The sequence below is a fragment of the Halomonas sp. SL1 genome (genome assembly GCF_003030865.2).
In the GTDB taxonomy this organism is placed as follows: Bacteria; Pseudomonadota; Gammaproteobacteria; order Pseudomonadales; family Halomonadaceae; genus Halomonas; species Halomonas halophila.
Genome location: NZ_PYUQ02000018.1, coordinates 97721 through 115042, shown reverse-complemented (window position 1 = coordinate 115042; position 17322 = coordinate 97721). Strand labels below are relative to the sequence as shown.

Sequence of the window (17322 nt, the reverse complement as noted above, 5' to 3'; positions counted from 1 at the left end):
CTGGTGAGCCGCGGCAAGGGCGGGAGCACCCCCGCCAGGCACCCGGGGCGGACCAGTGACGATCGGCCACGGGTATTCGACGGTCTGGCCGCCTTCGTCGACTTGCTGCGGGTAGGGGACCCGTCCCGATAGCCCGCCCCCCCCCCCCGTGGCATCCGAAGAACGCTCTCCAACGCCATCGTTCGCCTGCCCTGCCTCAGAGATCGAGATATTCTCGGGTCCTGAATAGAAAAAGCCCGCCATCCCAGGATGGCGGGCTTTTTCATGTGGCTGGCGGCGGGGATACGGGCCACTGCATCGGCGCGATGTTTCACGTGAAACATCGCGCCGGCCGATCAGATGTCCAGGTTGGCCACCAGGGCGTTGCGCTCGATGAAGTCACGGCGAGGCTCGACCTCGTCGCCCATTAGGGTGTTGAACATCATGTCGGCGGCCACGGCATCCTCGATGGACACGCGCAGCAGGCGGCGTGTCTCAGGATCCATGGTGGTCTCCCACAGCTGCTCCGGGTTCATCTCACCCAGGCCCTTGTAGCGCTGGATGGACAGGCCACGCTGGGCCTCGTTCATCAGCCACTCCAGGGCGTCGTAGAAGCTGTCGATCGGCTGCTGACGCTCGCCGCGTGCCACGAAGGCGCCCTCCTCGACCAGACCGTCCAGCGTCTCGCCGAGCCCGGCGATAGCGCGATAATCGGCGCTGGTGAAGAAGTCGACGCCCCACACGAAGTCGGTGGTGACGCCGTGGGCGAGCAGGGTCACCGCCGGCAGGTAGAAGCCACGCTCGCTGTCCTCTTCCAGGCGGAAGCTATAGCGCGGGCCGCCCTCGTAGTCGACCAGGGCATCCATCTCGCGCTGCAGGTAGTCGATCCAGCCCTGCATGGCGGCACGATCGCGCAGGCTCTCTTCACCCTCGACGCGAGCGGCGTGGACGATCTTGCGCAGTACCACGTCCGGATAGACCCGCGACAGGCGCTCGATGCGACGCATCACGTCACGATACTGATCCACCAGCGACTGCAGGTGCTCGCCGCCGATCCCCGGGGCATCGGCACTCACGTGCAGGCGTGCGCCGTCCAGGGCGGTGGTGGTCAGGTAGTCGGTGAGCGCCTGTTCGTCCTTGAGGTAGCTCTCCTGCTTGCCGCGCTTGATCTTGTAGAGCGGCGGCTGGGCGATGAACACGTGACCGCGCTCGATCAGCTGCGACATCTGGCGGAAGAAGAAGGTCAGCAGCAGGGTCCGGATGTGCGAGCCGTCCACGTCCGCATCGGTCATGATGATGATGGAATGGTAGCGCAGCTTGTCGGGATTGAACTCCTCGCGCCCGATACCGCAGCCGAGCGCGGTGATCAGGGTGCCGACCTCGGCCGAGGACAGCATCTTGTCGAAGCGCGCCTTCTCGACGTTGAGAATCTTGCCCTTGAGCGGCAGGATCGCCTGGGTACGACGGTCGCGGCCCTGCTTGGCGCTGCCGCCGGCCGAGTCGCCCTCGACCAGGAACAGCTCGGAGAGGCCCGGGTCCTTCTCCTGGCAGTCGGCCAGCTTGCCGGGCAGGCCGGCGATGTCCAGCGCCCCCTTGCGGCGAGTCATGTCGCGGGCCTTTCGGGCCGCCTCGCGGGCGCGAGCCGCGTCCAGCATCTTGTTGACGATGGACTTGGCCTCGTTCGGCTTCTCGACCAGGTACTCGGCGAACTGCCGGCCCATCTCCTGCTCCACCGCGGTCTTCACCTCGGACGAGACCAGCTTGTCCTTGGTCTGGGAGGAGAACTTCGGGTCCGGCACCTTGACCGAGATGATCGCGGTCAGACCCTCCCGGGCGTCGTCGCCGGAGGTGCTGACCTTGGCCTTCTTGAGCAGGCCCTCGGCCTCGATGTAGTGGTTCAGCGTGCGCGTCAGCGAGGCGCGGAAGCCGGCCAGGTGGGTGCCGCCATCCCGCTGGGGGATGTTGTTGGTGTAGCAGAAGATGTTCTCGGCGAAGGTGTCGTTCCACTGCATGGCGATCTCGACGCCGACGCCGTCCTCGCGCTCGACGTTGAAGTGGAAGACCGGGTTGAGCACCGTCTTGTTGGTGTTCAGGTGGTCGACGAACGCCTTGAGGCCGCCCTCGTAGTGGAACAGCTCTTCCTTGCCGGAGCGCTCGTCCATCAGCCGGATGGCGACGCCGGAGTTGAGGAAGGACAGCTCGCGCAACCGCTTGGCCAGCACATCGTAGTGGAATTCGATGTTGTGGAAGGTCTCGGGCGAGGGCTTGAAGTGCACCCGGCTGCCGCTCTGCTCGGTCTTGCCGACCACCGACAACGGCGCCACGGGTACGCCGTGACGGTAGACCTGCTCGTGGACCTGCTCGTTGCGCCAGATGGTCAGCTTGAGCTCTTCGGAGAGCGCGTTGACCACCGAGACCCCGACGCCGTGCAGGCCACCGGAAACCTTGTAGGAGTTGTCGTCGAACTTGCCGCCGGCGTGAAGCACGGTCATGATCACCTCGGCCGCCGACACACCCTCCTCCTCGTGCACGTCGGTCGGAATGCCGCGGCCGTTGTCGCTGACCGTGATCGACTCGTCCGGATGGATGATCACCCGGATCTCGCTGCAATAGCCGGCCAGGGCCTCATCGATGGAGTTGTCCACCAGCTCGAACACCATGTGGTGCAGGCCTGTGCCATCGTCGGTGTCGCCGATGTACATGCCGGGCCGCTTGCGTACCGCATCCAGGCCCTTGAGAACCTTGATGCTCGATGAGTCGTAAGCCTGTTCGCTCATTGACTACTCCGTCATGAAGTCTGTCTGTCCGTTGGCAGCAGCTGCCCCTGCCCCGATTCGGTGCGTTTCACGTGAAACATCGCCACCGGCGTCCGCGAATCCCAGGCGCCGGCCAGCGCCTCCGGGTCGACACTGGTGATGAAAGCCTGGCAGCGCATCTTCTCCAGCCAGGCGCAGAAGACCCGGCGGTGCGCTTCGTCCAGCTCGGCGGGAAGATCGTCGATCAGATAGACGCAGGACTGGCCCGTGGCCTGCTCCAGCAGACGCCCCTGGGCCAGCTTCAAGGCGCTCACCACCAGTTTCTGCTGGCCCCGTGAAAGCACCTCCACGGCCGGCCGTCGGCCGAGGCGAATACCCAGGTCGGCCCGCTGCGGCCCCTGCTGCGTGAATCCCATCTGGCGATCGGTGTCCCGCCCCTGCTGCAGCACCTCGGCCAGGGAGCGCTTGCGGTCCCAGCCCCGCGAATAGCGCAGGGTCAAGCCCGGCAGCTCGATCAACCCGGCCAGGGTCTCGCTGAACACCGGCTGAAAGTCGGCCATCCAGTCACGGCGCAGGGTGTCCAGTCGCTCGCCCCACAGCACCAGTTCCTGCTCCCAGGCATCCAGTGAAGCATCGTGCATTCTACCATGCCTGAACAGGGCATTCCGATGCTTGAGGGCGCGACGATAGCGCCGCCAGGCGTCGAGGAAATCGTGTTTCACGTGAAACACGCCCCAGTCGAGAAACTCGCGGCGACCGGCCGGCGAGCCCTCGAGCAGGCGGAAGGCGTCGGGATTGATCAGCTGCAGCGGCAGCACCTCGACCAGCCCCGAGAGGCGGTCCAGGCGCTCGCCGCCCAGCCGCAGCTCGAGTTCCTCGGCATCGCGCCGGCGGCGGACGCCGAGCGGCACCGGGGGATCGCCCGCCAGGCGGGCGTGGAGGGTCAGGCTCTCGGCATCGTGGGCGATGGCATTGGGCAAGCGGCGCGTGCGAAACGAACGCCCCATGCCCAGCACGTGGATGCCCTCGAGCAGGCTGGTCTTGCCGCTGCCGTTGGCGCCCGCGAAGAGATTGATCCCCGGCCCGGGGGTGAGCTCCAGGGCCTGCAGGTTGCGCAGGCCCTGGAAGGCGAGACGATCGAGGGGCATCCCGTCAGAGACGCATGGGCATGACGACGTAGAGGGCGTCGCCGCCTCCCGTCTCTTCCATCAGCGCACTGCTGTTGGGATCGGCCAGGGTCATCTGCACCCGCTCCTGGTCGAGCACGTTGAGCACGTCCACCAGATAGCCGACGTTGAAGCCGATCTCCATGGCCGGCCCGGAGTATTCGATGGCCACGTTCTCCTCGGCCTCTTCCTGCTCGGGGTTATTGGCCATGACCCGCAGGTTGCCCTCCTCCAGGTTGAGGCGCACGCCGCGATACTTCTCGTTGGAGAGGATGGCGGTACGCGACAGCACCTGACGGAGCTCGGAACGCTCGGCGATGAACACCTTGTCGCCGTTGCGCGGCACGACGCGCTCGTAGTCGGGGAACTTGCCGTCCACCAGCTTGGAGGTGAAGGTGAAGTCGCCGGTGTGGGCGCGGATATGGGTGGCGCCGAGGGTCAGGCTGACCGGCTCGTCGCTGTCGTCGAGCAGGCGTACCAGCTCGAGAATGCCCTTGCGCGGCACGATCAGCTTCTGCGACGGCTCGACCTGAATCTCGGCCGGGCGCGAGCAGACCGCCAGGCGGTGGCCGTCGGTGGACACCGCACGCACCAGGTTGCTGGCGAACTCCAGCAGCATGCCGTTGAGGTAGTAGCGCACGTCCTGCTGCGCCATGGCGAAGGAGGTGGAGTCGATGAGGTGCTTGAGCGTGCCGCGCGGCAGGCTCAGCTCGACGCTGCTCTGGCCGTCCTCGATACTCGGGAATTCGGCCACCGGCAGGGTCGAGAGGGTGAAGCGCGAGCGGCCGCTACGCAGCACCGCGCGCCCCTCTTCCAGCGACAGCTGGATCTCGGACTGGTCCGGCAGCGACTTGCAGATGTCCATCAGCTTGCGCGCCGGCACGGTGATGCCGCCCGGCTGTTCGACCTGGCTGGCCACGGTCCGCCCGATCAGCTCGACCTCGAGATCGGTGCCGGTCAGCGAGACCTGGTCCTGCTCGACCTGGATCAGCACGTTCGACAGCACCGGCAGGGTCTGGCGACGCTCCACCACGCCGGCGACCAGCGCCAGCGGGCGCAGCAGCGCTTCACGGGAGATGGAAAATTTCATGTCGACTCCACTTCTCTTGTCCTGGAGGAATTGAGGCCGGGCCCGGCCCTTCGCATTCGGGCAATCAGCTGGTCAGCAGACGCAGCAGATTCTTGTAGTCCTCGCGGATGTCCGCGTTCTCTTCCTGAAGCGCCTGCACCTTGCGGCAGGCATGCAGCACGGTGGTGTGGTCGCGCCCGCCGAAGGCATCGCCGATCTCCGGCAGGCTGTGGTTGGTCAGCTCCTTGGCCAGGGCCATGGCGACCTGGCGGGGGCGTGCCACCGAGCGTGAACGCCGCTTGGAGAGCAGATCGGCGAGCTTGATCTTGTAGTACTCGGCGACGGTGCGCTGGATGTTGTCGACCCCGACCTGCTTGTCCTGCAGGGCCAGCAAGTCCTTGAGCGATTCGCGGATGAAGTCCTGGGTGATCGGCCGCCCCATGAAGTGGGAGTCGGCGATGACCTTCTTCAGGGCGCCCTCCAGCTCGCGAACGTTGGAGCGGATCTTCTGGGCGATGAAGAAGGCAGCGTCATGGGGCAGATCGACCTTGGCCTGGTCGGCCTTCTTCATCAGGATCGCCACCCGGGTCTCGAGCTCCGGCGGCTCGATCGCCACCGTCAGACCCCAGCCGAAGCGCGATTTGAGGCGCTCCTCGACGCCGCTGATCTCCTTGGGATAGCGATCCGAGGTCAGGATCATCTGCTGGCCGCCCTCTAGCAGGGCGTTGAAGGTGTGGAAGAACTCCTCCTGGGAGCGCTCCTTGCCGGCGAAGAACTGGATGTCATCGATCAGCAGCGCATCGACGCTGCGATAGAAGCGCTTGAAGTCGTTGATCGCATTGAGCTGCAGCGCCTTGACCATGTCGGCGACGAAGCGCTCGGAGTGCAGATAGACCACCCGCGCGTTCTCTCGTCGACCGGCCAGGGCATTGCCGACGGCATGCATCAGGTGGGTCTTGCCGAGGCCGACGCCGCCATAGAGGAACAGCGGGTTGTAGGCGCCGCCGGGATTCTCCGAGACCTGGCGAGAGGCGGCCCGGGCCAGCTGGTTGGACTTGCCCTCGACGAAGGTCTCGAAGGTGAAGCTCGGGTTGAGGCCGCTGTTGTGCTTGAGGCTGCCTTCCACCTGTACCTGGCGCTCGCTGCCAGGCCGGCGGGGCGCCTCCGCACCCTCGTCGCGCAGCTGGTCGATCTCGCTCTCGTCGGCCACGTCGCCACGCGGTGGCGTCTGCACCGCCGGGGCGCGAGGCGCGGCGGAGACCGGGTCGCCCAGTTCGCGGGTCTGCGGGGCCGGCGACGCCACACGACGACTGCCCACGGTCACCACCACCTTGGGCGGCTTGGCCGGCGACAGTTCGCGCATGAGTTCGCTGATCCGCTTGGCGTACTTGTCACTGACCCAGTCGCGCACGAAGCGATTGGGGGCCAGCAGCCGCAGCTGGTTGGCGTCCCCTTCCTCCGCCTGCAATGGGCGAATCCAGGTGTTGAACTGCTGGGAACTCAGTTCGTCCTGCAGGGTATCCAGACATTGTTGCCAGAGAGCGAGCGACACGCGACCTCACCATTCGGTTGAAGAACGACCGGATATTGTATCGTGCCACCCGCAGGTTATCCACATGGATGACGCCTGCGGACATCGCTGTGGAAAACCTGCCCGGGGAGGTAGGAAGATCCTGCGAGGAATCTGAGTACGTGAGTGGCCCTGTGGATGACTCGAGATTCCATCCACCCTTCATCCACCGGTTGCTCGCCGATCGCCAACGGGGTGTCCACACGATTATGATACCCACAGCTTATTGAAGAGGAAGCGAATATATCGGTTATCCACAAATCTTTTCCCCACCAATAATCACAGGGCGTAATAGAAAACCCATACTAGTAATGGTAATGGATCTACCAAGGCCCGCGAGAGAACGACCCGTCGAAAAGTCGCAAGGAAAAATTGCGCCCGAGGCCCGATATCACTACAATTTCCGGTCCTGAGCCGAATCTACCCGGATTCCCCACCGGAACCCGGGCGCCTCTGAATCGCCGATTTGTTCCAAAAACCACGTGGGAATAACGAGTTATGAAACGCACATTTCAACCTAGCGTTCTCAAGCGCAAGCGCGCGCATGGTTTCCGTGCTCGCATGGCCACCAAGAACGGTCGTGCCGTCCTGGCGCGTCGTCGCGCCAAGGGCCGCAAGCGCCTGAGCGCCTGATCGCGGACCTCGCGTGTCCAGTCAGGGCTTTCCCCGGCAGCTGCGCCTGCTGACTGCCGGGGACTACCGACGCGTCTTCGACACCGCTGCCTTCAAGGTCCATGGCAAGGGATTGATGGCCCTGGCCTCCCCCAATGATCTGGGGCATCCCCGCCTCGGACTGATCTTCAGCAAGAAGAACGTGCGTCGGGCCGTCGACCGCAACCGCCTCAAGCGCATCGCGCGCGACTCCATTCGTCTTCGCCAACACCGACTTCCCCCTGTGGATATCGTGCTGCTCGCCAGACGCGGCGTTCAGGATCTGGACAACGCCACCGTCCACCGTCAGCTGCACGGCATGTGGAAACGTCTGGAACGCGAAGCGAACAAGGCGGCCACGAGCGACGCACCTGAGGCAGAGCGTCGATGACGCCGACTGCCCGTCGCTGTTGGCACCGCCCGGAGCCTGCATGCGCGTGATCACGCCAGACGCCATCCCGCTTGACCTCGTCGCGTTCCCAAGGGACGCTCGGCGAGCCAACGCTAGCCTGCCCCCGGCAGGCTTTCGCGTATGTCGGGCCGGCGAGCGGCATCGCGCCACCGGATTGTTCACCACCCATCGAGCAGACCCCTCATGGATGTAAAACGACTACTACTGCTGATTCCCCTGGCGGTCCTCGCCTACCTGATCGTCGTGCAGTGGAATCAGGATTACGGTCAGGTGGCCACCGCCCCCCAGGCCCCGACCATCACCAGCGAGAATCCGACGTCCTCTTCCCCGGACGCCGGCGGTGACGACCTCTCGGTACCGACCCGGAACACGGCACCCGACGACATGGCCGGCAACATTCCCGGTCAGGCACCGTCCGGCAACAGCCGTGACCTGGTGGCCGTCTCCACCGACGTGCTGGACGTGCGCATCGATCCGCAGGGCGGCGACATCGTCTACGCCGCCCTGCCCCAGCACCAGTTCGCGCTCGATTCCGGACAGCCCTTCGTGCTGCTGTCCAACGACCAGACGCGTAGCTACGTGGCCCGCTCCGGCCTGCAGCTGGAAGGTCACCAGGGCCGCCTGACCTTCGCTTCCGAACAGACCGAATATCGTCTCACCGAGGGCGAAGACGCACTGCAGGTGGATCTCTCCGCCAGCGTCGACGGCGTGGACGTCATCAAGCGCTTCACCTTCGATCGCGACAGCTACGCGGTGAAAGTCGACTACCTGCTGGACAACCAAAGCGAGACGCCGCTCACCGCGCGCTTCATCGGTCAGCTGGTCCGCGACGACAGCGCCGACCCGTCGACCGGGCCCAAGATGGGCATGAGTTCCTATCTGGGCGCCGCCTACTCGACGCCGGACGACAGGTACCTGAAGGTCGACTTCGACGAGGTCAAGAAAGGCAGCTTCGAGAACCGCGACGTCGAAGGCGGCTGGGTCGCCATGATCCAGCACTACTTCACCTCCGCCTGGGCCCCGCCCCAGGACCAGCAGAACCTCTACTACGCCACCACCGACTCCCAGAACCGCAACGTGGCCGCCTTCGCCGGCGCGACCGAGAACGTGGCCGCGGGCGGCTCCGCCACCCTGGGCGCCACCCTCTACATGGGCCCCAAGATCCAGGAGCGCCTCGAGGCCGTGGCCCCGCACCTGGAACTGACCGTCGACTTCGGCTGGCTGTGGTTCATCGCCAACCCGCTGTTCTGGCTGCTGGATCACATCCAGAACGTGATCGGCAACTGGGGCTGGTCGATCGTCATCCTGACCCTGCTGGTCAAGGCCGCCCTGCTCCCGCTCTCCGCCAAGGCCTACAAGTCCATGGCACGGATGCGCAAGCTCGGCCCGGAGATGCAGCGGCTCAAGGAGCAGTACGGCGACGATCGCCAGAAGATGTCCCAGGAGATGATGAAGTTCTACCAGAAGGAGAAGATCAATCCTCTGGGCGGCTGCCTGCCGATCCTGGTACAGATGCCGGTGTTCATCGCCCTGTACTGGATGCTGCTCGAGTCTGTGGAGCTGCGCCACGCCCCCTTCATGTTCTGGATCCAGGATCTGTCGGTGAAGGATCCGTTCTTCGTGCTGCCGATCCTGATGGGCGCCTCGATGTTCGTGCAGCAGCTGCTCAACCCGACGCCGCCGGACCCGACCCAGGCGAAGATCATGAAGCTGTTGCCGGTGGTCTTCACCTTCTTCTTCCTGTGGTTCCCGGCCGGCCTGGTGATCTACTGGGTGGTGAACAACATCACCTCGATCGCCCAGCAGTACTTCATCACGCGCAAGATCGAGGCCGACCCCAACGTCGGCAAGGGCATGAAGACCAAGTAACGGTTCCCCGTCACAGGTCTTCCCTCCCGCTCCAGACCCCCGCTTCGGCGGGGGTCTGGCGTTTGCGGGGCCGTCACCGGACAATAGCCACGTCTCACCGAGGAGCCACCGATGGCCGAAAGCCTCTATTCCCAGGACACCATCGCCGCCCTGGCCACGCCCCCGGGGCGCGGCGGCGTCGGCATCATTCGCGTCTCAGGGCCTGCCTGCCGGTCGATCGCCAGCAGCCTGCTGGGACACTGCCCTGCCCCGCGCTTCGCCCTCTACGGGCCGTTCAGGGGCGACCAGGGCATGATCGACGAGGGCATCGCGCTGTTCTTCGAGGGCCCGAACTCCTTCACCGGCGAGGACGTGCTGGAGCTCCAGGGCCACGGCGGCCCGGTGCTCATGGACCTGCTGCTGGAGCGCTGCGTGCGGCTCGGCGCCCGCCTGGCCCGCCCCGGCGAGTTCTCCGAGCGCGCCTTCCTCAACGACAAGCTCGACCTGGCCCAGGCCGAGGCCATCGCCGACCTGATCGAGGCCAGCTCCCGGGGCGCCGCCGAGAACGCCCTGCGCTCGCTGCAGGGCGAGTTCTCGCGGCGGGTCGAGGGGCTGGTGCAGCGCCTGATCGAACTGCGCATGTACGTCGAGGCGGCCATCGATTTCCCCGAGGAGGAGATCGACTTCCTGGCCGACGGCCACGTGGCCGCCAAGCTGGCCGAGATCCGCGGCGAACTCGGTGAGGTGCGAGCGGCGGCGGCCCAGGGCGCGCTGATGCGCGAGGGCATGAGCGTGGTGATCGCCGGGCGTCCCAATGCCGGAAAGTCCAGCCTGCTCAATGCCCTCACCGAGCAGGAGACCGCCATCGTCACCGATATCGAGGGCACCACCCGGGACGTGCTGCGCGAGCACATCCATCTGGACGGCATGCCGCTGCACGTGATCGATACCGCCGGCCTGCGCGACACGCCGGACGCGGTGGAGCAGATCGGCGTGGCCCGGGCCTGGAGCGAAATCGAGAAGGCCGACCGGGTGCTGCTGATGGTCGATGCCGCCACCACGGATGCCCTCGACCCCATGGCGATCTGGCCGGAATTCGTCGAGCGCCTGGCCGATCCGTCGCGGCTGACGCTGGTGCGCAACAAGGTCGATACCAGCCAGGAAACGCCGGGACTCGACTTGTCCACAGCCACACCGGTAGTGCGGCTGTCGGCGAAGACCGGTGAGGGTGTGGATAACCTCAAGGAGCATCTCAAGGCGGTGATGGGCTTCTCGGCCACCACCGAGGGCCGCTTCTCGGCCCGGCGACGCCATCTGGACGCCCTGGATCGCGCCGAGCAGGCGCTCGGCAACGGCGAGGCCCAGCTGGCCGGCTACGGCGCCGGCGAACTGCTTGCAGAGGACCTGCGCGACGCCCAGCAAGCGCTGGGCGAGATCACCGGCGAGTTCAGTGCCGACGATCTGCTGGGTGAGATCTTCGGCAGTTTCTGTATCGGCAAATAGGGGCAAGCGGGTCACAGCAGTCGGCGCGCTGCGCCGGCTCTCCACCAGCCCCCGGGTTCGATCTTCGGCAGTTTCTGTATCGATAAATGGCGGCGAGCAAGGCAGCAGGTGCCTCTGCGTCGGGCCGTAGAGACTTTCCTGAGCCCGTTCCTACTCGCCCACCCACCAGTCACCGCGATGGCGGGCGGTGGGCCCCCACAGCGGCAGCAGTGCCGCCATGGCCTCATGGATGCGCTCATCGAGGCCCCAGGGCGGGTTCACGACCAGGATGCCGCTGCCGTACATGCCATGGCCCTCACCGGGGTCGCCCAGCGTCAGTTCGCTGCACCAGATCTTGCGCAGGCCGCCGTCGCGAAGGCCTTCCAGCAGCGCCTGATGGCGTCCGGCGGGCAGCATCGGATACCAGATCATGACCACGGCGTGGCGCGCCTTGCGCATGGCCGACAGCACGGTGTCGGCCACCTCGTCGTATTCCGCCTTGCGCTCGTAGCTGGGATCGATCAGCACGCACAGCCGCGGCGTCTTCACCGGTAGCGCCTTCAGCAGCCCGGCCAGGCCATCGCCCTGGATGCGCTTCACCGCCTCCGGCAAGGCCTGGTCGGCCAGGTGGCCGTGCTCGCCGGGGTGCAGCTCGAACAGCCGCAGCCGGTCCTGCTCGCGCAGGCGATGCGACAGCCACCAGGGCGAACCGGGATAGTGGTCAAGCCCGCCGCCCTGCTGGACCTCGCCCACCGCCGCCAGCCAGTCGCCCAGCAGCGAGGAGGCCTTCGACAGCCCCGTCCTTTTCGCCCACGGCCTGGCCACGCCCTGCTGGTATTCCTGCAGCCGTGCCGTCTCGGCGGCGGCCAGCGGATAGAGCCCGCGACCGGCGTGAGTATCGATATACGTAATAGATGATTTTTTACGTAACAAGTGATCGACGACGGCGTAAAGCGTCAGATGCTTGTGAACGTCGGCGAAGTTGCCCGCATGGTAGGCGTGCTGATAGGAAAGCATGGCGGTGGTCGTGTCATGGGAAAGAAAAGGGCCCGCCCCTGACAGGGGCGGGCCCGGCAAGCGTGGGAACCCGATCAGCCCTGGGTCATGGGCGTCAGAGTGATCTCCACGCGACGGTTCTGAGCACGGCCGGCTTCGGTCTCGTTGCTGGCCACCGGCTGGTTCTCGCCGTAGCCGTTCATGTAGAGACGGTTGGAAGCCACACCGCTTTGCGAGAGGTAGCTGCCGACCGCCTGGGCACGACGCTCGGAGAGACGCTGGTTGTAGCTGGCGTCTCCGGTACTGTCGGTGTGGCCGGCGATGTTGACGCGTGTCTCGGGGTACTGGGTCAGCACCGAGGAGACATCGTTCAGCGCGTTGCGCGCCTGCATGGTCAGCTCGCTGGAATCGAAGCCGAAGGTCACGCTGCTGGGCATGTTGAGAATGATGTCGTTGCCCTGACGTTCGACACCGATGCCGGTGCCTTCCATGCTCTGGCGCAGTTGCTCTTCCTGCTTGTCCATGTAGGCGCCGATGCCGCCACCGGCGGCGGCCCCCACGGCGGCGCCGATCAGCGCGCGGTCGCGACGACTGGTGCTGCCGTCGCCGCTGAGCGCACCGGCGGCGGCACCGACCACCGCGCCGATGGTGGCGCCGGTGCCGGTCTGGCTGCGCTGGGTCTCACCGGTGTTCGGGTTGGTCGTGGTGCAGCCCACCAGCAGGGCGGCGGCCGCGAGCGGCGCGATCATGCGAACGGTCTTGGTCATAGCGTCGTCGACTCCGTGTTGACGAATGGCATTCCGGCCGGCCCCTCTCTTTCCCAGGTTACCAAGGTATTCACCAGGGCCTTCTTTCAGGCGTCGATCAGGGCCAGCAGCTCGTTCAAGAATAATAGACCCTGGGGGGAGGCTTGAAGCCTTTCGCCATCTTCCACCAGAAGTCCTTTTTTCCTCGCCACTTCGAGATTTGCCTGCAGCCGACCCACCGGCCGGCCGGTATGGGCCGACCAGGTCGACAGCGGCACGCCCTCGACGAGACGCAGCGCGTTCATGGCGAACTCGAGCGGCAGCTCGTCGGGCGAAATCGGCTCGCGACCGGCCACGAAGCCGCGCGGGTCATCATGCCGTCGCAGGTAGGCCTCGGGCTGGCGGGTCTTCCAGCGACGCTCGACATGAAAGCCGTCATCGTCGTGAGCGCTCAGCTTGCCATGGGCGCCGGCCCCGATGCCCAGATAGTCGCCGAATCGCCAGTAGTTGAGATTGTGGCGCGCCGGGCGGCCTGGCTGGGCATAGGCGGAAATCTCGTAGCGCGCGAAGCCGGCGGCTTCCAGGCGCTCGTGCCCGAGCTCCTGGATGTCCCAGAGGGCCTCCTCCTCGGGCAGCTCGGGCGGGCGCGAGTGAAACTCGGTGTTGGGCTCGAGGGTGAGCTGGTACCAGGACAGGTGCTCGGGCGCGAGCGCCAGTGCCTGTTCCAGGTCGTCGAGGGCCAGCGCCGGCGTCTGGCCCGGCAGGCCATGCATCAGGTCCAGGTTGAGGTTATCGAACCCGGCCTCGCGGGCCTCGGCAACGGCCAGTCGGGCCTCTTCACCGCTGTGGATGCGGCCCAGCGCGGACAGCTGCGCGTCCTGAAAGCTCTGCACGCCGATCGAAAGCCGGTTGATGCCCGCGGCGCGATAGCCGGCGAAGCGGCCCCGCTCCACGGTCCCCGGATTGGCCTCCAGGGTGATCTCGATATCGTCGGCGAAGGGCAGGCGAGATGAAACCGCCTCGAGCAGACGGCGGTAGAAGTCGGCCGACATCAGGCTCGGCGTGCCGCCGCCGATGAAGATGCTGACCAGCACCCGCCCCGCCGCCAGCGGAAGATCGGCGTCCAGGTCGGCGATCAGCGCCGCCAGATAGGCCTCCTCGGGCAGGCTGGCTCTGGCCCCGACACCGTGGGAGTTGAAATCGCAGTAGGGGCACTTGCGCACGCACCAGGGCACGTGGATATAGAGCGCCAGGGGCGGCAGTGAATGGCTCATGAGGAGAATGACTCGCCGTCGAGCTGCGCCACCAGGGCCTGCAGGGCGCGCCCCCGATGGCTCAGACGGTTCTTCTCGTCGGATGAGAGTTCGGCGGCGGTCTTGCCGCATTCCGGCACCCAGAACAGCGGATCGTAGCCGAAGCCACCTTCGCCGCGAGCCTCGGTGAGAATCTCGCCGTCCCAGCTCTGCTGTACGATCAGCGGCACCGGGTCCTCCGCGTGACGGAGCAGCACCAGCACGCACCAGTAGCGGGCCGTGCGCTGAACCGTCGGCACGTCCGACAGGGATTCGAGCAGGTAGGCGTTGTTGCGGGCGTCATCCTTGGGCTCGCCGGAGAAGCGCGCGGAATAGATGCCGGGGCGCCCCTGCAGGGCATCCACCGCCAGCCCCGAGTCGTCCGCCATCGCCGGCAGGCCGCTGACACGGCTGGCTTCCCGGGCCTTGAGCAGGGCGTTCTCGACGAAGGTCAGCCCGGTCTCCTCGACCTCCGTCACGTCGAAGTCCGACTGAGGACGAACGTCCATGCCCAGGGGCGCGAGCAGCTGGCCGAATTCGCGCAGCTTGCCGACATTGCCGCTGGCCAGCACAACAGTTGTCGTCATTTCATCATCTCGATTGGTCACTATCGTTGCGGCGGCATTCTAAGCGCCCCCTGAGGCGAATGAAACAGGAAGGCCGCAGGCGATCTACGCCCTGAACGTGAGTCAACAACATAGGCGAACCCAGCGAGCGTCAATCCTTTAGACTGATTTTTCTCATACTAAATGGCGAACAACGTGGCCTCGAAAAACAAAAAGCCTCCAACCCATTGATAGAGGGGAAATATCTCACTGGTAATAAAAAAGAAAATTTTAATAACTATTTATTAGTTACATTCCATTACAATGAAGACGAGACTGGATAAGACCTTACTCTGATCCCGTTACTCGTAAGGAATAAGGGGCGAGCATGTCAGATATTTCATTGAGGTCAGGCTATGGAAAACAATAATCGCCTAATACAGCTGGTCACCGAAAACACGCCCCAGTCTCAGCTGTTCGCTGACTACCTGCGCCAACAGCTCGACTGCCAGGTTGCCATCCTGTCGCCTTCCAATACACGGAAGCTCAAAGCGGACAATGAGGGAATCCTCATCCTGCTCGATGCCGACCATATGGACGACGCCGCGATGCAGGCCTGGCAATCCCATGTCGCAGAGCGGCCTGAGGCCTCCCTGGCAAGCTTCAATCTCAGGGATGAGGACCATGCCGTCGAGATATTGTCCTGCATGCATGTCAGGGGAATCTTCTACCGTGACGACAGCCTGCCACTCATCTGTAAAGGACTGCGCACCCTGCAGGAAGGGCAGCTATGGATGTCGCGCTCCCTGATGGGCCGAATGCTGGAGTTCTACCGGCGCCACCAGATCAACGCCTATCGACCGGCCTGTGGCCTGACACAACGCGAACTCGAGATCATCGGCCTGCTGGGATCCGGTGCTTCCAACATGGAAATCGCCGATCGCCTCTTTGTCAGCGAACATACCGTAAAGTCACATCTTTATAATATATTCAAGAAAATCGATGTGCATAACCGCCTCCAGGCTGTCAACTGGGCACGACATAACCTCGGCGCTCCCCCCCCGGTCCCCCAGAAATCTCATCACGGCTAGGTCATCGAGACTAGAAAATTCATGTGAATTTTTCTCGAGCCGAATGCTAGATTTCAGCCCGTGCAGAACAGCGGTTAATTCCGTTTATTCGCAACCAATCGTTCTATAGAACATCAGGGATGTGCGATGAAATCCAACAACAAGCTACTCTTCATTGATAAGCCTTTAGAAGGTGGCGAAAAACTCATCGGGGAGCTGAAAGAGTGTGGCTGGGATATTACGCATATTGAAAGACTGGACAGCATTCCCTTCACAGAAAACCTCCCGGGCCATGATGTCGGCATCGTTGTCCTGACACAAGAAGATCTCGATGACGCCAAGCAATTCGAGAATGCTGTCAACAGGCTTGATACAAGACTGATAGCCATCGGTCACCAGGAAGTCTTCGATAACCTTCGTCACCATCAAGGTATCGCCCGCCTCTTCTTTGGTTATCATCGTCTTCCGGTCGATACGGAGAGGCTCCATCATGCGCTTGAAAACCTCTTGTCGGTCATCAATCTGGATAAAGGTATTCTAGAGGAAGGTGGCCACAGGGGCAGACATGAATGCCAGATGGTCGGTGAAAGCCCTGTCATCAAGACGCTATTCAGGTCCATTCAAAAGGTGGGGGCCGTCGATGCCCCCGTTCTGATCCAGGGAGAATCCGGTACGGGCAAGGAGCTGGCGGCCAAGGCCATTCACCGGGCATCCGCTCGCTCGAAGTCTCCCTTCAATGCCATCAACTGCGGCGCCTTGCCGAGCAATCTCATCCAGTCGGAACTGTTCGGTCACGAGAAGGGTTCCTTTACCGGTGCTTCACAGAGAAAGATTGGCATCATCGAGAACACGGATGGTGGCACGCTTTTCCTGGATGAAATCGGCGACCTCCCCCTGGACATGCAGGTCAACCTGCTACGGTTTCTGGAAAACCATACGATCCAGAGGGTAGGGGGACTCAAGGAAATCGAGGTCGATGTTCGTGTTCTGGCCGCAACACACGTGGACCTCGAAAAGGCAGTAAGCGAAGGAAAATTCAGGGAAGATCTCTTTCACCGCCTCAATGTCCTTCAGATTCGAGTACCTGCTCTGCGCGAGAGAGGCGATGACATCGCCACCCTGGCCCATTACTTCTTCAACAAGTTCTCCATGGAAAAATCTTCCATCGTCAACGGGTTCAGCAAGGACAGCCTGTCCGTCATGCAGCTTTATGAGTGGCCGGGCAACATTAGAGAACTGATCAATCGCGTAAGAAGGGCGATGGTCATGAGCGAGCATCCACTGATTCGCCCCAGCGATCTTGGGCTGGAGCGTCGAGTGCTGGACTCTCGTTACGCGTCAAGCCTGGAGGAGGCGAGAGACCTGGCAGAACGCGGTGTCGTCATGGCATCTCTGACACGCCATTCCTTCAATATTCTTCACGCCGCACGAGAACTGGGGGTTTCCCGAGTCACGCTCTATCGTCTGATGGAAAAGCACAAGATACATCGTGAAGGCCAGGGGGATGACATTGCGACTCACGACGAACAAACAGGTTCGAAAGAACCTAACGTATTGAATTTCAAGAGAGTTAAATAAATCCTCTATCTTCAATGCCAGACATATTGATCGCTTTCGTTCGCCGGCTGGAGTCCAAGGATGCAATAACGTTAGCCGGAGTCTCCACGATTCCACCCAGCACCAGGACAGGTTGGTCTATGCTCTCCACGAGTATCACTCAAAAAGGCCCGATGGCGTGAA

The 17322-nt window shown here is 63.7% G+C and carries 14 protein-coding genes; 6 read left to right on the top strand and 8 right to left on the bottom strand.

What is annotated here, in order from left to right; genetic code table 11:
- Positions 1-335: 335 nt before the first annotated feature.
- The 4 genes from gyrB to dnaA all read right to left on the bottom strand — a co-directional run bounded on the left by gyrB (position 336) and on the right by dnaA (position 6522).
- On the bottom strand, positions 336-2756 hold the full coding sequence (gene gyrB / locus C9J49_RS12580) for a DNA topoisomerase (ATP-hydrolyzing) subunit B (RefSeq protein WP_111382311.1): 2421 nt from the start codon (positions 2754-2756) through the stop codon (positions 336-338).
- A gap of 11 nt (positions 2757-2767) precedes the next feature.
- Positions 2768-3883, bottom strand: a complete 1116-nt coding sequence (recF, locus tag C9J49_RS12575) for a DNA replication/repair protein RecF (RefSeq protein ID WP_111382310.1) — start codon at positions 3881-3883, stop codon at positions 2768-2770.
- A gap of 4 nt (positions 3884-3887) precedes the next feature.
- Positions 3888-4991, bottom strand: a complete 1104-nt coding sequence (dnaN, locus tag C9J49_RS12570) for a DNA polymerase III subunit beta (RefSeq protein WP_035594570.1) — start codon at positions 4989-4991, stop codon at positions 3888-3890.
- A 64-nt stretch (positions 4992-5055) separates the two neighbouring features.
- A complete protein-coding gene (dnaA, locus tag C9J49_RS12565) occupies positions 5056-6522 on the bottom strand; it encodes a chromosomal replication initiator protein DnaA (RefSeq protein ID WP_046078887.1) in 1467 nt (488 codons plus the stop codon).
- Between the two features lie 516 nt (positions 6523-7038).
- On the opposite strand from dnaA, the gene rpmH reads away from it, so the two are divergent.
- The 4 genes from rpmH to mnmE all read left to right on the top strand — a co-directional run bounded on the left by rpmH (position 7039) and on the right by mnmE (position 10954).
- A complete protein-coding gene (gene rpmH, locus C9J49_RS12560; RefSeq protein ID WP_008959105.1) occupies positions 7039-7173 on the top strand; it encodes a 50S ribosomal protein L34 in 135 nt (44 codons plus the stop codon).
- A 13-nt stretch (positions 7174-7186) separates the two neighbouring features.
- Entirely contained in the window at positions 7187-7582 is a 396-nt protein-coding gene (rnpA, locus tag C9J49_RS12555) for a ribonuclease P protein component (RefSeq protein ID WP_107181721.1), read from the top strand.
- A gap of 204 nt (positions 7583-7786) precedes the next feature.
- Entirely contained in the window at positions 7787-9472 is a 1686-nt protein-coding gene (yidC, locus tag C9J49_RS12550) for a membrane protein insertase YidC (protein WP_107181722.1), read from the top strand.
- Between the two features lie 111 nt (positions 9473-9583).
- Entirely contained in the window at positions 9584-10954 is a 1371-nt protein-coding gene (gene mnmE / locus C9J49_RS12545; protein ID WP_107181723.1) for a tRNA uridine-5-carboxymethylaminomethyl(34) synthesis GTPase MnmE, read from the top strand.
- 150 nt (positions 10955-11104) lie between these two features.
- On the opposite strand, the gene C9J49_RS12540 is transcribed toward mnmE, so the two are convergent.
- The 4 genes from C9J49_RS12540 to C9J49_RS12525 form a co-directional block, all read right to left on the bottom strand.
- Entirely contained in the window at positions 11105-11950 is an 846-nt protein-coding gene (locus C9J49_RS12540) for a 23S rRNA (adenine(2030)-N(6))-methyltransferase RlmJ (protein WP_107181724.1), read from the bottom strand.
- A 74-nt stretch (positions 11951-12024) separates the two neighbouring features.
- Positions 12025-12696, bottom strand: coding sequence for an OmpA family protein (locus C9J49_RS12535; RefSeq protein WP_107181725.1), 672 nt, complete (start codon positions 12694-12696; stop codon positions 12025-12027).
- A gap of 86 nt (positions 12697-12782) precedes the next feature.
- On the bottom strand, positions 12783-13949 hold the full coding sequence (hemW, locus tag C9J49_RS12530; protein WP_107181726.1) for a radical SAM family heme chaperone HemW: 1167 nt from the start codon (positions 13947-13949) through the stop codon (positions 12783-12785).
- Positions 13946-14554 (bottom strand): XTP/dITP diphosphatase, encoded by a 609-nt coding sequence (locus tag C9J49_RS12525; RefSeq protein WP_046078883.1) that lies wholly within the window; start codon positions 14552-14554, stop codon positions 13946-13948. Before C9J49_RS12525 ends, hemW begins: the two co-directional genes overlap by 4 nt.
- 374 nt (positions 14555-14928) lie before the next feature.
- Between C9J49_RS12525 and C9J49_RS12520 the strand changes: the two genes are divergently transcribed.
- Both C9J49_RS12520 and C9J49_RS12515 read left to right on the top strand, forming a co-directional pair.
- Positions 14929-15603 (top strand): LuxR C-terminal-related transcriptional regulator, encoded by a 675-nt coding sequence (locus tag C9J49_RS12520; protein ID WP_107181727.1) that lies wholly within the window; start codon positions 14929-14931, stop codon positions 15601-15603.
- Between the two features lie 126 nt (positions 15604-15729).
- Positions 15730-17160 carry a sigma-54 dependent transcriptional regulator gene (locus C9J49_RS12515; protein WP_107181728.1) on the top strand — a complete coding sequence of 477 codons (1431 nt, stop codon included), beginning with the start codon at positions 15730-15732 and terminating at the stop codon, positions 17158-17160.
- Positions 17161-17322 lie beyond the last annotated feature (162 nt).

What these genes read in the sequence shown, in the direction of transcription:
- C9J49_RS12535 (WP_107181725.1), bottom strand. Translation starts at nt 12,696, where the DNA reads ATGACCAAGACCGTTCGCATGATCGCGCCGCTCGCGGCCGCCGCCCTG.
- hemW (WP_107181726.1), bottom strand. Translation starts at nt 13,949, where the DNA reads ATGAGCCATTCACTGCCGCCCCTGGCGCTCTATATCCACGTGCCCTGG.
- gyrB (WP_111382311.1), bottom strand. Translation starts at nt 2,756, where the DNA reads ATGAGCGAACAGGCTTACGACTCATCGAGCATCAAGGTTCTCAAGGGC.
- recF (WP_111382310.1), bottom strand. Translation starts at nt 3,883, where the DNA reads ATGCCCCTCGATCGTCTCGCCTTCCAGGGCCTGCGCAACCTGCAGGCC.
- dnaN (WP_035594570.1), bottom strand. Translation starts at nt 4,991, where the DNA reads ATGAAATTTTCCATCTCCCGTGAAGCGCTGCTGCGCCCGCTGGCGCTG.
- C9J49_RS12515 (WP_107181728.1), top strand. Translation starts at nt 15,730, where the DNA reads ATGAAATCCAACAACAAGCTACTCTTCATTGATAAGCCTTTAGAAGGT.
- rpmH (WP_008959105.1), top strand. Translation starts at nt 7,039, where the DNA reads ATGAAACGCACATTTCAACCTAGCGTTCTCAAGCGCAAGCGCGCGCAT.
- C9J49_RS12540 (WP_107181724.1), bottom strand. Translation starts at nt 11,950, where the DNA reads ATGCTTTCCTATCAGCACGCCTACCATGCGGGCAACTTCGCCGACGTT.
- mnmE (WP_107181723.1), top strand. Translation starts at nt 9,584, where the DNA reads ATGGCCGAAAGCCTCTATTCCCAGGACACCATCGCCGCCCTGGCCACG.
- C9J49_RS12520 (WP_107181727.1), top strand. Translation starts at nt 14,929, where the DNA reads ATGGAAAACAATAATCGCCTAATACAGCTGGTCACCGAAAACACGCCC.
- C9J49_RS12525 (WP_046078883.1), bottom strand. Translation starts at nt 14,554, where the DNA reads ATGACGACAACTGTTGTGCTGGCCAGCGGCAATGTCGGCAAGCTGCGC.
- yidC (WP_107181722.1), top strand. Translation starts at nt 7,787, where the DNA reads ATGGATGTAAAACGACTACTACTGCTGATTCCCCTGGCGGTCCTCGCC.